The sequence below is a fragment of the Nocardioides sp. NPDC057577 genome, assembly GCF_042801335.1.
In the GTDB taxonomy this organism is placed as follows: Bacteria; Actinomycetota; Actinomycetes; order Propionibacteriales; family Nocardioidaceae; genus Nocardioides.
Map to the genome: position 1 here is coordinate 17,979 of NZ_JBHVGB010000055.1, position 13,335 is coordinate 31,313.

Annotated in this window: 11 protein-coding genes; all 11 read left to right on the forward strand. The window is 68.5% G+C overall.

Translation table 11 applies throughout. From position 1 onward, the window contains the following. The first annotated feature begins 75 nt into the window (after window positions 1–75). Window positions 76–2,271: an NADH-quinone oxidoreductase subunit G gene (locus ACFU7D_RS13470; protein ID WP_378867764.1), complete on the forward strand. Its 2,196-nt coding sequence runs from the start codon at window positions 76–78 to the stop codon at window positions 2,269–2,271. Next, window positions 2,268–3,563: an NADH-quinone oxidoreductase subunit NuoH gene (gene nuoH / locus ACFU7D_RS13475; RefSeq protein ID WP_378728965.1), complete on the forward strand. Its 1,296-nt coding sequence runs from the start codon at window positions 2,268–2,270 to the stop codon at window positions 3,561–3,563. Before ACFU7D_RS13470 ends, nuoH begins: the two co-directional genes overlap by 4 nt. Beyond that, window positions 3,560–4,099, forward strand: a complete 540-nt coding sequence (gene nuoI, locus ACFU7D_RS13480; RefSeq protein WP_378867766.1) for an NADH-quinone oxidoreductase subunit NuoI — start codon at window positions 3,560–3,562, stop codon at window positions 4,097–4,099. The genes nuoH and nuoI overlap by 4 nt, the downstream gene beginning before the upstream one ends. Then, window positions 4,096–4,800 (forward strand): NADH-quinone oxidoreductase subunit J, encoded by a 705-nt coding sequence (locus tag ACFU7D_RS13485; protein ID WP_378728963.1) that lies wholly within the window; start codon window positions 4,096–4,098, stop codon window positions 4,798–4,800. The genes nuoI and ACFU7D_RS13485 overlap by 4 nt, the downstream gene beginning before the upstream one ends. Continuing rightward, the gene (nuoK, locus tag ACFU7D_RS13490; RefSeq protein WP_008356449.1) at window positions 4,797–5,102 is read left to right on the forward strand and encodes an NADH-quinone oxidoreductase subunit NuoK; all 306 of its coding nucleotides are present in this window, start codon (window positions 4,797–4,799) and stop codon (window positions 5,100–5,102) included. Before ACFU7D_RS13485 ends, nuoK begins: the two co-directional genes overlap by 4 nt. Next, a complete protein-coding gene (gene nuoL, locus ACFU7D_RS13495; RefSeq protein WP_378867768.1) occupies window positions 5,096–6,961 on the forward strand; it encodes an NADH-quinone oxidoreductase subunit L in 1,866 nt (621 codons plus the stop codon). Before nuoK ends, nuoL begins: the two co-directional genes overlap by 7 nt. Continuing rightward, window positions 6,961–8,382, forward strand: a complete 1,422-nt coding sequence (locus ACFU7D_RS13500; RefSeq protein WP_378867770.1) for a NuoM family protein — start codon at window positions 6,961–6,963, stop codon at window positions 8,380–8,382. Before nuoL ends, ACFU7D_RS13500 begins: the two co-directional genes overlap by 1 nt. 4 nt (window positions 8,383–8,386) lie before the next feature. Then, window positions 8,387–9,931 carry an NADH-quinone oxidoreductase subunit NuoN gene (nuoN, locus tag ACFU7D_RS13505; RefSeq protein ID WP_378867772.1) on the forward strand — a complete coding sequence of 515 codons (1,545 nt, stop codon included), beginning with the start codon at window positions 8,387–8,389 and terminating at the stop codon, window positions 9,929–9,931. Beyond that, the gene (locus ACFU7D_RS13510; RefSeq protein WP_378867774.1) at window positions 9,928–10,941 is read left to right on the forward strand and encodes a polyprenyl synthetase family protein; all 1,014 of its coding nucleotides are present in this window, start codon (window positions 9,928–9,930) and stop codon (window positions 10,939–10,941) included. The genes nuoN and ACFU7D_RS13510 overlap by 4 nt, the downstream gene beginning before the upstream one ends. Window positions 10,942–11,122: 181 nt before the next feature. Further along, window positions 11,123–12,040, forward strand: a complete 918-nt coding sequence (gene rarD / locus ACFU7D_RS13515; protein WP_378867776.1) for an EamA family transporter RarD — start codon at window positions 11,123–11,125, stop codon at window positions 12,038–12,040. A gap of 147 nt (window positions 12,041–12,187) precedes the next feature. Then, complete coding sequence (locus ACFU7D_RS13520; RefSeq protein WP_378867778.1) at window positions 12,188–13,264, forward strand: sulfate ABC transporter substrate-binding protein; 1,077 nt, start codon at window positions 12,188–12,190, stop codon at window positions 13,262–13,264. Window positions 13,265–13,335 lie beyond the last annotated feature (71 nt).

The window sequence follows — 13,335 nt, forward strand, 5'->3', positions numbered from 1 at the left end:
CGAGCGACAGCGAGCGACGGTGAGCTTCATGCCGCCGCTTCCGTATTCTTCGACTTTCTCTACGGAGGCGGCGGCATGACCGATGTGACGCTCAAGATCGACGGCGCCGATGTGACGGTGCCCGCGGGCACGCTGGTGATCCGGGCGGCGGAGGAGGCCGGGATCGAGATCCCGCGCTTCTGTGACCATCCGCTGCTCGCGCCCGTCGGCGCCTGCCGGCAGTGCTTGGTCGACATCCCCGACGCCGGCAACGGCCGCGGCTTCCCGAAGCCGCAGGCCTCCTGCACGATCCCGGTCGCCGAGGGCATGGTGGTGGAGACGCAGAACTCCACGGCTGTGAAGGCTCAGCACGGGATCATGGAGTTTCTCCTGGTCAACCACCCGTTGGACTGCCCGGTCTGCGACAAGGGCGGCGAGTGTCCGCTGCAGAACCAGGCGATGTCCCACGGCCAGGGTGAGACCCGGTTCGAGGGCGTGAAGCGTACGTTCCCGAAGCCCATCAACCTCTCGCCCAACGTGCTGCTCGACCGTGAGCGGTGCATCGTCTGCCAGCGCTGCACCCGCTTCGCCGCGGAGATCCCGGGCGACCCGGGGATCGCGCTGATCCAGCGCGGCGCGCAGCAGCAGATCGGCATCGCCGAGGACAAGCCGTTCTCGTCCTACTTCTCCGGCAACGTCATCCAGATCTGCCCGGTGGGCGCCCTGACCTCGGACGACTACCGGTTCCGGGCTCGGCCCTTCGACCTGGTCTCGACGCCGGGTGTCGCCGAGCACGACGCCTGCGGCGCCGCGATCCGCGTCGACCACCGCCGTGGCAAGGTCATGCGCCGCCTGGCCGGCAACGACCCGGAGGTCAACGAGGAGTGGATCTCCGACAAGGACCGCTTCGGCTTCCGCTACGCCGTCCGCGACCGGCTCACCTCGCCGATGGTCCGTGAGGACGGCGAGCTCCGGCCGGCGTCGTGGCTCGAGGCCGTCGCCGTCGCCGCCGCCGGGCTGGCAGGTGCCGGCTCCGTCGGTGTGCTGCCCGGTGGACGGCTGACGCTGGAGGACGCGAAGGCGTACGCCGCCTTCGCCCGCGACACCCTGCGCACTCCCCACATCGACTTCCGTTCGCGGCCGCTGTCGGAGGAGGAGACGGGCTTCCTGCGCTCGCGCGTCGCGGGGACGAGCGTCACCTACGCCGACCTCGATGCCGCCGACCACGTCGTCCTGGCTGGCCTCGAGCCCGAGGACGAGGCCGGGACGCTCTTCCTGCGGTTGCGCAAGGCCAACCGCAAGGGTCTGCGGATCACCACCCTCAGCCCGTACGCCTCGGAGGGCTCCCGCAAGCTCGGAGCCGAGGTCGTCCTGACCGCTCCCGGTGCCGAGAAGGATGCGTTGTCGCAGGTCAGCGAAGTCACCGAGGCTTCGGTGATCCTGGTCGGCGAGCGGCTGGCGACCAGCTCCGGCGCCTACTCCGCCGCTGCCGAGCTCGCCGACCGCACCGGCGCGAAGCTCGCCTGGGTGCCGCGCCGTGCCGGCGACCGCGGCGCGGTGGAGGCCGACCTGCTCCCGGGCGAGGGCGGTCTCGACGCCGAGGCCATCGTCCGCGGCAACCTCGGCGCGCTGCTGGTTGCCGGCGTCGACCCCGCCGACACCGCCGACCCCGCCGCCTTCCTGGCAGCACTCGACCAGGCCGGTTTCGTGGTCAGCCTCGAGCAGCGGATCACCGCCGTGACCGAGCGCGCCGACGTCGTACTCCCGGTCGCCGCCGCCTCGGAGAAAGCCGGCACCTTCGTCACCTGGGAGGGCCGCCGTCGCCCGTTCGAAAAGGTCTTCGACAAGCCCGCGGCTTACTCCGACGCCGAGGTCCTCGGGCACATCACCGCCGAGTTCGCACTTGTGGACGCCGAGTCCGTAGAAGTGGCGGACGAAAGTGTCGAATCGTCGCCCACAACTACCGACTCGGCTGCCACAACTACCGATTCGGTGGGGCTTCGCCTGGCGACGTGGCACCTGATGCTCGACAACGGGACGCTGCAGAGCGGTGACAAGGCCCTGGCGGCGACCGCCCGGCCCGCTTTCGTACGCCTCCCAGCAGCGCTCCACGCGGAGCTCGGTGATGTCGTGACGGTCACCGGCGACCGGGGGAGCTGGACGCTCCCGGCGCTGCCGGCCGAGATGGCCGACGGCACCGTGTGGGTGCCGACGAACAGCTTCGGGCGCGGCGTCTGGGCGGATCTGGCCTCGCCGGGCTCGACCGTCACCATCGAGGGAGCGCAGCAGTGAACGGGCTGGAGCAGTTCGGCCAGGACCCCTGGTGGATCATCGCGATCAAGGTCCTGCTCGTCTTCGTGGTCTGCGTCGTGCTGACGCTGTTCAACATCTGGTGGGAGCGCAAGGTCGTGGCCCGGATGCAGCACCGCATCGGGCCCAACCGGCACGGACCGTTCGGTCTGCTCCAGTCCCTCGCCGACGGCGTGAAGCTGGCGCTGAAGGAGGACCTGACCCCGGAGAAGGCCGACAAGATCGTCTTCATCACCGCGCCGGTCCTGGCGTGTGTGCCCGCGTTCGTGACGTTCTCGGTGATCCCGTTCGGGCCGGAGGTCAACTTCTTCGGCGTACAGACGCCGCTGCAGCTGACCGACATGCCGGTCGCGGTGCTGTTCGTGATGGCGATCGCCAGCATCGGCATCTACGGGATCGTGCTGGGTGGCTGGGCCTCGGGCTCGACCTACAGCCTCCTCGGGGGACTGCGAAGCAGCGCCCAGATGATCTCCTACGAGGTCAGCATGGGCCTGGCGCTCGTCACCGTCTTCCTGATGGCGGGCAGCCTGTCCACCAGCCAGATCGTCGCGGCCCAGGAGGACTGGTGGTTCGGCGCCCTGCTGCTGCCGTCCTTCCTGATCTACTGCATCTCGATGGTCGGCGAGACCAACCGCGCGCCGTTCGACCTCCCCGAGGCCGAGGGTGAGCTGGTCGGTGGGTTCCACACCGAATACTCCAGCCTGAAGTTCGCGCTCTTCTTCCTGGCCGAATACATCAACATGGCCACCGTCAGCGCGCTCGCCACGACGCTGTTCCTCGGCGGCTGGCGGGCCCCGCTCGGCCTCGGCACGGTGTGGGCCGGCGCCAACGAGGGCTACTGGCCGGTGCTGTGGTTCTTCCTGAAGATGTTCTTCTTCATCTGGGTCTTCATCTGGCTGCGCGGCACGCTGCCGCGGCTGCGCTACGACCAGTTCATGTCGCTCGGTTGGAAGGTCCTGCTGCCGGCGAGCCTCGCCTGGATCGTCGTGGTCGCGGTGATCAAGATGGCCGCGATCCAGGGCGGCTTCAGTCCCAACTGGATCCTCTTCGGCTTCGGTCTGGCCGCCACTGTGGTCGTCGTGCTCGGCTTCCTCAACCGGCTTCCGGAGAAGGAGGCTCAGGTCACCAAGCCGACCGGCGGCTTCCCCACGCCCATCCTGCCGCAGGGCGGGGCCGTGCGGGGCGCCGCGCAGCCACTGGTGTTCGGACCGCCGGCCGTGCCGACAGCCACCAACGGCGTACGCATTCTTCCCTCTCCTGAGGAGGCCAAGTGAGCAACGACGACCGCTCGTTCAAGGAGCGTTTCTGGGACCCGGTCAGTGGGTTCGCGGTGACGTTCGGGACCCAGTTCAAGAAGCCGGTCACCGAGCAGTACCCACAGCAGAAGGAGCCGACCGAGGAGCGATTCCACGGCCGACACCAGCTCAACCGGCACGCCGACGGGCTGGAGAAGTGCGTCGGGTGCGAGCTGTGCGCGTGGGCCTGCCCGGCCGACGCGATCTACGTCGAGGGTGCGCCCAACACCGAGGAGGAGCGCTACAGCCCCGGCGAGCGCTACGGCCGCGTCTACCAGATCAACTACCTGCGCTGCATCCTCTGCGGGCTGTGCATCGAGGCCTGCCCGACGCGGGCGCTGACGATGACCAACGAGTACGAGCTCGCCGACACCTCGCGCGAGAGCCTGATCTACGAGAAGCAGGACCTGCTCGCGCCGCTCGAGGACGGGATGGAGGCGCCTCCGCACCCGATGTTCCTCGGCAACGACGACTCCTCCTACTACGCACCGGAGCCCAAGGAGCCCATCCGATGAGCTTCGTGATCCTCGCCTCGGTCACGGTGATCGCGGCGATGGGCCTCCTGTTCGCGCGCAAGCCGGTCCACGCCGCACTGTCGCTGGCGGTCGTGATGATCGGCCTGGCGATGATGTACGCGATGCTGGAGGCGCCGTTCCTGTTCGCGGTGCAGATCGTGGTCTACACCGGCGCGATCCTGATGCTGTTCCTGTTCGTGATCATGCTGGTCGGAGTCGACACCTCCGACACCCTGAAGGAGACGATCGCGGGGCAGAAGGTGCTCGCCGTCGTCCTGGGGGTCGGGCTGGGCACGACGCTGATCGCGGGCGTCGGCCAGGCGAGCATCGCCACCATGCGCGGGCTGTCCAGCGCCAACGAGGGCGGCAACGTACAACGCCTCGCCGACCTCCTCTTCTCGCGCTACGTGATCGCCTTCGAGGCGACCAGTGCGCTGCTGATCACCGCCGCGATCGGCGCGATGGTGCTGGCCCACCGCGAGCGGATCGACCCGAAGCAGAGCCAGACCGACCTGGCCCAGAAGCGGGTCGCCGACTACGCGAAGAGCGGCAAGCACCTCGGCCCGCTGCCCCCACCGGGCACCTTCGCGCGGCACAACAGCAACGACACCCCGGCGCTGCTGCCGGACGGGTCGCAGAGCACGAAGTCGGTCCCGGCGATCCTCGCCGGTGGTCGCGCAGACGAAGGAGAGGACGAATGACAGACAACACGACGGCGTACGTCATCTTGTCCGCCATCCTCTTCACGATCGGCACGATCGGCGTGCTGACCAGGCGAAACGCCATCGTCGTCTTCATGTGCGTCGAGCTGATGCTCAACGCGGCCAACCTGGCGCTGGTGGCGTTCAGCCGGATGCACGGCAACCTCGACGGGCAGGTGACCGCGTTCTTCGTGATGGTCGTCGCGGCCGCTGAGGTGGTCGTCGGGCTGGCGATCATCATGACCATCTTCCGCACCAGAAACACGGCTTCGGTCGACGAGCCAAGGATGCTCAAGTGGTAACTCCTGTCGAGGCCAGCGGCGTCTTCTCGCTGATCTGGCTGGTCATCGCGCTGCCCTTGGCCGGCGCGGCCCTGATCCTGATCGGCCGCCCGCTGGCGCCGGCTCTCTTCGACCGGATCGGCCACTGGCTCGCGGTCGGGCTCGCCGGCGCGTCCTTCGTGCTCTCGCTCGTCCTCTTCATCGCTCTCCTCGGTCGCGACGAGGAGAGCAGGCAGGTCGTCCAGCACCTCTACACCTGGTTCGACACCGGCGACCTGTCGGTGGGCTACGACCTGCTCTACGACCAGCTCTCCAGCCTGTTCCTGCTGCTCATCACCGGTGTCGGCACGCTGATCCACATCTACTCGGTCGGCTACATGGCCGACGACGAGCGGCGCACCCGGTTCTTCGGCTACCTCAACCTCTTCCTCGCCGCGATGCTGATGCTGGTGCTGGCGGAGAACTACGTCGGCCTCTTCCTCGGCTGGGAGGGCGTCGGCCTGGCGTCCTACCTGCTGATCGGCTTCTGGCAGTACAAGCCGTCCGCGGCCGCCGCCGCCAAGAAGGCGTTCGTGATGAACCGCGTCGGTGACATGGGCCTGAGCCTGGCGATCGCGCTCTGCTTCGTCACCTTCGGGTCGACGTCGTTCTCGGCGATCGACATCAGCGACACCACGACGACCACCCTCAACTGGCTCGGCATCCTGCTGCTCATCGGTGCCTGCGGAAAGTCCGCCCAGGTGCCGCTGCAGGGCTGGCTGCTGGACGCGATGGAGGGCCCGACCCCGGTCTCGGCCCTGATCCACGCGGCGACGATGGTGACGGCGGGCGTCTACCTGATCGTGAGAAGCTCAGCGATCTTCGACGCCGCCGAGGCCGCCTCGACCGCGGTCGTGGTCGTCGCCCTGGTGACGATCATCTGGGGTGCCGCGATCTCCTGCGTGAAGGACGACATCAAGAAGGTCCTGGCCGGCTCGACGATGAGCCAGATCGGCTACATGATGCTGGCCGCCGGGCTGGGCGGGCCGGGCTACGCGTTCGCGATCTTCCACCTGCTCACCCACGGCTTCTTCAAGGCCAACATGTTCCTCGGTGCCGGGTCGCTGATGCACGGCATGAACGACGACGTGAACCTCAAGCACTACGGCGCCCTGAGCCGGGCGATGCCGGTCACGTTCCTCACCTTCTCGATGGGCTACCTGGCCATCATCGGGTTCCCCGGCTTCGCCGGCTTCTGGTCCAAGGACAAGATCCTCGAGGTCGCCTTCGCCGACAGCTGGCTGGTCGGCATCATCGCCCTCCTGGCCGCTGGTGTGACCGCGTTCTACATGACCCGCCTGATGATGCTCGCCTTCTTCGGCCGCAAGCGCTGGCCCGAGGGCGTATATCCGCACGAGTCGCCGCGGATCATGACCGGTCCGCTCGTCGTCCTCGCGGCGCTGTCGATCCTCGGTGGCGTCTTCGCGCTCGGCGGCTGGATCGAGCACTGGCTCGAGCCGGTGGTCGCGATCGGCCACGCCGAGCACCACGGTCCGCTCCCGGTCTGGGCGACCACCGTCCTCGCGGTGCTGGTCGTCGCGATCGGGGTCGCGGCCGCAGGGTTCGTCTTCGGACGCCGCCCGATCACGACCGAGCCGACTCCCTACCTGCACGTCCCGCACGTCGAGGACGTCGTGGTGCCGCCCGGGATGGCGATCACCCGCGGCGCCCTCGCGACCGACAAGTACGCCGTCGACGGCCTGATGAGCGGTGGCCCGGTCGCCCTCGCGGCGATCGCCGGTGAGCTCCGCAAGGCACAGACCGGCTACGTACGTTCCTACGCCCTCTCCGTCCTCGGCGGCACTGTGCTGGTGACCCTCGTGATCCTGGTGGTCAACTGATGCTGACAATCCTCGTCCTCGTCCCGTTCGCGGGAGCGCTGATCACCGCGGTGATGCCGGCCCGGCCCAAGGCGTGGGCCTTCGGCTTCGCGATCGCCACCCTGATCGCCGGCATCGTCACGATGTTCACGGCCCCCGACACCGATCTCCTCTGGATCGAGCCGCTCGGCGTCCACTGGGCGCTCGAGATGGACGGCTTCGGCAAGCTGATGGTGATGCTGACCGTCGTCCTGGTGCCGCTCGTGATGATCGCGGCGGTCAAGGACCACGACAAGCGGTGGTACGCCTGGGCGCTGGCTCTGGAGGCCTTCGCGCTGCTCACCTTCACCGCCGGCGATCTCTTCCTCTTCTACATCGCCTTCGAGGCGACGCTGATCCCGGCGTACTTCATGATCGGCCAGCACGGCGGTCCCAACCGGGCCCGAGCCGCGCTCAAGTTCCTGATGTTCCAGCTCGGCGGCGGGCTGGTGCTGCTCGGTGCGCTGATCGGGTTCTTCGTGGTCTCCTCGGAGGCCGGGGCGCCGTCCTACCTGATCAGCGACCTCGCCCAGCTCGACATCGGCACCAACGCCGAGCGCTGGATCTTCGTGGCGATGTTCATCGCGTTCGCGGTCAAGGCGCCGTTGTTCCCGGTGCACACCTGGCTGGCCGACACCACCGAGCAGGCCACCACGCCGACCTCGGTGCTCCTGGTGTGTGTCCTCGACAAGATCGGCACCTTCGGCATGATCCGGCTCTGCCTGGGCCTGGTGCCGGAGGCGTCCGCCTGGGCGACGCCCGTCGTGGTGGTGCTGGCGCTGATCTCGATCGTCTATGGCGCGGTGCTGGCGATCGGGCAGGACGACCTGCTCCGCCTGATCGGTCTGACCTCTCTCTCGCACTTCGGGCTGATCACGCTCGGCATCTTCGCGGCGACCCGCGAGGGTCTGGTCGGAGCGATCCTCTACATGGTCAACCACGGTGTCGCGACCGCGGCGATGTTCCTGATCGCCGGTTTCCTGATCGCCCGCAAGGGCACGGCCTCGATCTCGTCGATGCGGGGGCTGGAGAAGGCGACCCCGGTGCTCGCCGGCACCTTCCTGATCGCCGGTCTGGCGACCGCCGGCCTACCCGGCCTGAGCCAGTTCGTCTCCGAGATCCTGGTCCTGATCAGCGCCTTCGACTACCACTGGCTGGTCGGCGTCATCGCGGTCAGCGCGATCGTGCTCGCCGCGATCTACGTGCTGTGGGCCTACCAGCGGATCTTCACCGGACCCGCTCAGCTCTCCAGACCGGTCCGCGACCTCGATCGGCGGGAGGTCGGCGTACTCGTTCCGCTGCTGGTCGCCCTCCTCTTCTTCGGCTTCGTCCCTGGACCGCTGATCTCGGCGGCCCAGCCGGTCGTGGCTCCTCTTGTTGATGTCATCCAGGCAGGTGAGTGACGCGATGTTCGAGTCCCCCGGAATTTCGTACGCCACCCTCTGGCCCGTCCTGCTGGTGCTGGCCGTGGCGTGTGCCGGTGTCGTGGTCGAGGCCTTCGCGCCGCGTGCCGCGCGGTTCAACACCCAGGTGTCGCTGGCGTTGGCGGGTCTGGTCGCCGCGCTCGCCGGGACCGTCGCCGTCGGCGCCGGGTCCAGCCTCGGTGCCTCGACGGGTGAGGGTGCCCTCATCGTCGACGGCCCGGGGGTCTTCTCCCAAGGGCTGGTGCTGCTGGTGTCGCTCGGCGGTGTCGCGCTCTTCGCCGAGCGACGTCTCGACAACGGTGTGAGCGCCTTCGCCGGTCAGGCCGCGGCCCTGCCGGGCACACCGGCCGAGCGCACCGCCTCCCAGCGGGGACTGGAGCACACCGAGGTCTACCCGCTGATGATGTTCGCGGTCGGCGGGATGATGCTCTTCTGCATCTCCGGCGACCTGCTGATGCTCTTCGTGGCCCTCGAGGTGCTGTCCCTGCCGCTCTACCTGCTGACCGGGCTGGCGCGGCGTCGCCGGCTGCTCTCCCAGGAAGCGGCGCTGAAGTACTTCCTGCTCGGAGCGTTCTCCTCGGGCATCTTCCTCTACGGTCTCGCGCTGGTCTACGGCTTCGCCGGGTCGATGTCGTTGGCCGAGATCGGAGACGTGGCGGCCGAGGACGGCTCCAGCCCGCTCCTGCTCCTCGGCATCGGCCTGATGGCCGTCGGCCTGCTCTTCAAGACCGGCGCGGTGCCGTTCCACTCCTGGACCCCCGACGTCTACCAGGGCGCCCCGACGCCGGTCACCGCGTGGATGAGCGCGGCCACCAAGATCGCCGCGTTCGCCGCGATGCTCCGGCTCTTCTACGTCGCTTTCGGCGCGGAGGGCGACATCTGGCGCCCGGCGATCGGCGTCATCGCGGTGCTGACGATGCTGCTGGGCGCCTCCTTCGCGGTGGTCCAGACCGATGTGAAGCGGATGCTCGGCTACTCCGCCGTCGCCCACACCGGCTTCCTGCTGACCGGCCTCCTCGGCGTGCAGACCGACGCCTTCGGCTCCACCCAGGCGGTGCTCTTCTACCTGACCGCCTACGGGTTCGCGACCCTCGGCGCCTTCGCGATCGTCTCCCTGGTGCGAGGGCCCAACGGGGAGGTCGGCTCGCTGGAGCGCTGGGCCGGCCTGGGTCGGTCCAACCCGTGGGTCGCGGCGACCTTCGCGGTCTTCCTGCTCTCGATGGCGGGGCTGCCGCTGACCGCCGGATTCATCGGCAAGTGGGGCGTCTTCGCGGCCGCGCTGGGCGCCGGTCAGTGGCCGGTCGTCGCGGTCGCGATCGGCTCGAGCATCATCGCGATCTTCTTCTACGTCCGCATGATCATGGTGATGTTCTTCACCGACCCGCGCGAGGACGCCGCCGCGGTCGTGACCCCTTCGTACGCCACCACCGTCGTGATCGCACTGAGCGCTGTCGCCACCGTCTTGTTGGGTGTAATTCCGGGCCCTGTGCTCAGCCTGTTGGTGGATGCGGGAGGATTCATCGGGTGAGCACCAGCGCACCCACCGACCGAGCCCCTGAACTCGCCCTCCCGATCACCGATCCCGAGCTCGAGCAGCGGCTGCGCGCTCGGATGGCGATCGTGGAGGAGAAGCTGGCGGGCTACTCCCGCAGCAGCTCCCCGTTCGTCACGGAAGCGGCGTCGCATCTGCTGGAGGCCGGCGGCAAACGGTTCCGGCCGTTGCTGGTGCTGCTGGCCGCCGAGTGTGGCCCGGACACGCTCTCCGACGAGGTCATCACCGCCGCCTGCGTCGTCGAGCTCACCCACCAGGCCTCGCTCTACCACGACGACGTCATGGACGAGGCGCTATTGCGCCGCGGTGAGGACACCGCCAACGCCCGCTTCGACAACCACGTCGCCATCCTGACCGGCGACTTCCTCTTCGCCCGCTCCTCGGAGCTGACCGCCGAGCTGGGCCCTGAGGCCGTACGCATCCAGGCGGCCACCTTCGCCAAGCTCGTCGAGGGGCAGATCCTCGAGGGCGTCACGCCGCCCGAGGGTGTCGACCCGGTCGACCACCACCTCGAGGTGCTGGCCGGGAAGACCGGCGTCCTGATCGCCACCTCGGCGCTCTACGGTGCACTCTTCGCCGGGGCCGACAAGTCGATCCAGGACGCGCTGATCGCCTACGGCGACATCGTCGGCGTCGCCTTCCAGCTCTCCGACGACATCCTCGACATCGCCTCCGACGAGTCCGGCAAGACGCCGGGCACCGACCTCCGCGAAGGTGTCCCGACGCTTCCGGTGCTGTTCGTCCGCCGCTCGGACGAGCCCGGCGACGCCCGGCTCCTGGAGCTGCTCGACAGCGACCTCACCGACGACGCGGCTCTGGCCGAGTGCGTCACCCTCCTCCGCGCCCACCCGGCGCTGGCCGAGGCTCGCGCCTACGTCCAGGCCCGCGCCGAGGAGGCCAAGGCCGCCCTCGCGCCGCTCCCCGAAGGACCCGTCCGCAAGGCGCTCGAGGCCTTCGCCGACATCGTCGCCGTCCGCTCGGTCTGACCAGTCCCTGCCGAGCCGTCACGTACGTCGGCCGAGGCGTCGGTTAGGTCGGCCGAGGTGGCGCGTCTGTGACGTGTCAGCCGACGCGATTGACGCCTCGGCCGACGCGGGTGACGCTTCGGCAGATCTCGGGTTTCGGCCTTGGGTAAAGAACGGATACCCGGAGCGGTAACGTACGGCTGTGAGTGAGCAGCGGCGTGGAGTGATGTTCGGCGCCGCGGCGTACGTCATGTGGGGTGCGTTCCCGCTCTACTTCCCGCTCCTGGAACCGGCCGGAGCCTGGGAGATCCTCGGACACCGGATCCTGTGGTCGCTGGTGGTCGCGGCAGCGCTGGTGCTGATCGTGGGGCGCCGCAAGCAGGTGGCGGAGATCCTGCGCGACCGGCGCAAGCTCTTGCTGCTGACGGCGGCTGCTGCGGTGATCTCGATCAACTGGGTGACGTACATCTGGGGGGTCAACAACGGGCGGATCGTGGAGACGAGCCTGGGCTACTTCACCAACCCGCTGGTCACCATGCTGATGGGCGTGATCATCCTGCGCGAGCGGATGCGGAAGCTGCAGTGGGTGGCGCTCGGGATCGCGTTCGTGTCCGTCGTCGTGCTCACCATCGACTACGGCCGGCTGCCGTGGGTCGCGCTGATCCTGGCCTTCTCGTTCGGCACCTACGGGCTGCTCAAGAAGAGCGCGGGGGTCGGGCCGTTCGAGTCGCTCGCCGTCGAGACCGCCGTGACGGCGCCGTTCGCGCTGGCACTGATCATCGCTCTCCAGGCCACCGGGAACGGCACGCTCGTCGGCCACGGTGTCCTCCACGTACTCCTGATGATCAGCCTCGGCGTGATCACGGTGGTGCCGCTGGCCTGCTTCGGTGCGGCCGCGATCCGGGTGCCGATGGTGACGATCGGGCTGCTCCAGTACCTCGCGCCGATCCTGCAGTTCGCCGTCGGTGTCTTCATCGCCCACGAGGCGATGCCTCCCGGCCGTTGGGCCGGCTTCGCGATCGTCTGGATCGCCCTGGTCATCTTCAGCGCCGAGGCGGTTCACCACCGCCGCAAGGTCCTGCGGACGCTCGTGACCCCGCCGAGCTCGACGACCGTCTAGAGGCCGCCCGCCGGCCGCGGCGATCGGTTGTCGTCCAAGGATCGGACCGATCGTGTGTTTTCACATGCAGTCGGTTAATTCAAGTATTCTCCTCGACATTCGTAACCCGATCGACCTTGACTCGGCAGGGCAGAAGTGAGGAACCAGATGAAGAAGATCAAGGTTGCAGTGGCGTTGGCCGCTGCGAGCATCCTGACCTTGACCGCGTGCGGTGGCTCCGGTGGCGACAGCGACGCGGAGTCGATCTCCATCGTCGGCTTCGCCGTCCCCGAGACGGCCAACAAGGCGATCGCCAAGGAGTTCAACAAGACCCCCGAGGGCGAGGGCGTCACCTTCGAGACCTCCTACGGCGCCTCGGGCGACCAGAGCCGTGCGGTCGAGTCGGGCCTGAAGGCCGACTACGTCCACCTGTCCGTCGGCACCGACGTACAGCGCCTGGAGAAGGCCGGCCTCGTCGACGCCTCCTGGGACGACGGCGACAACAAGGGCATCGTGTCCAGCTCGATCGTCGTGCTCGGTGTTCGTGAGGGCAACCCGAAGAACATCCAGGGCTGGGAGGACCTGATCAAGCCCGGCGTCGGAGTGGTCACGGCCAACCCGGCCTCGTCCGGCGCCGCCCGCTGGAACGCGCTGGCCGCTTGGGGCTCGGTCGTGAAGAACGGCGGCACCGAGGAGGAGGGCAAGGCGTACCTCGACAAGCTCTTCAAGAACGTCGTCACCCTGACCAACTCGGGCCGCGACGCCACCACCGCCTTCCTCGGCGGCACCGGCGACGTGCTGCTCGCGTACGAGAACGAGGCGATCCTCGCGGCTCAGCAGGGCGAGGGCTTCGACTACATCGTCCCGGACTCCACGGTCCTGATCGAGAACCCCGGTGCCATCCTCAAGGACTCCTCCAAGCCGTCGCAGGACTGGCTCGACTTCGTCCTCGACCCGCAGGGCGGTCAGAAGCAGTTCGCGCTGACCGGCTTCCGCCCGGTCAACACCGCTGAGCCCGGCGTCGTCGACTGGGACGCGGTCGGTCTCAAGCCCGAGGACATCAAGGGTGCCAAGGACCCGGCCGACCCGTTCCCGGCTCCGAAGCAGCTGCTCACCCTGGAGAACGACTTCGGCGGCCTCGACTGGTCGGGCGTCAAGGAGAAGCTCTTCGGCACCGGTGAGGACGGCGAAGAGCTCGGCATCGTCACCGACTCCATCGCCAAGTCCGGCAAGGCCTCGCAGTAGTCCGGTCATGACGACAACCATCCCTACGGCCCGGCCGGCTGCACGGCGCCGCCGGCCCGCCCCCCCCCGGG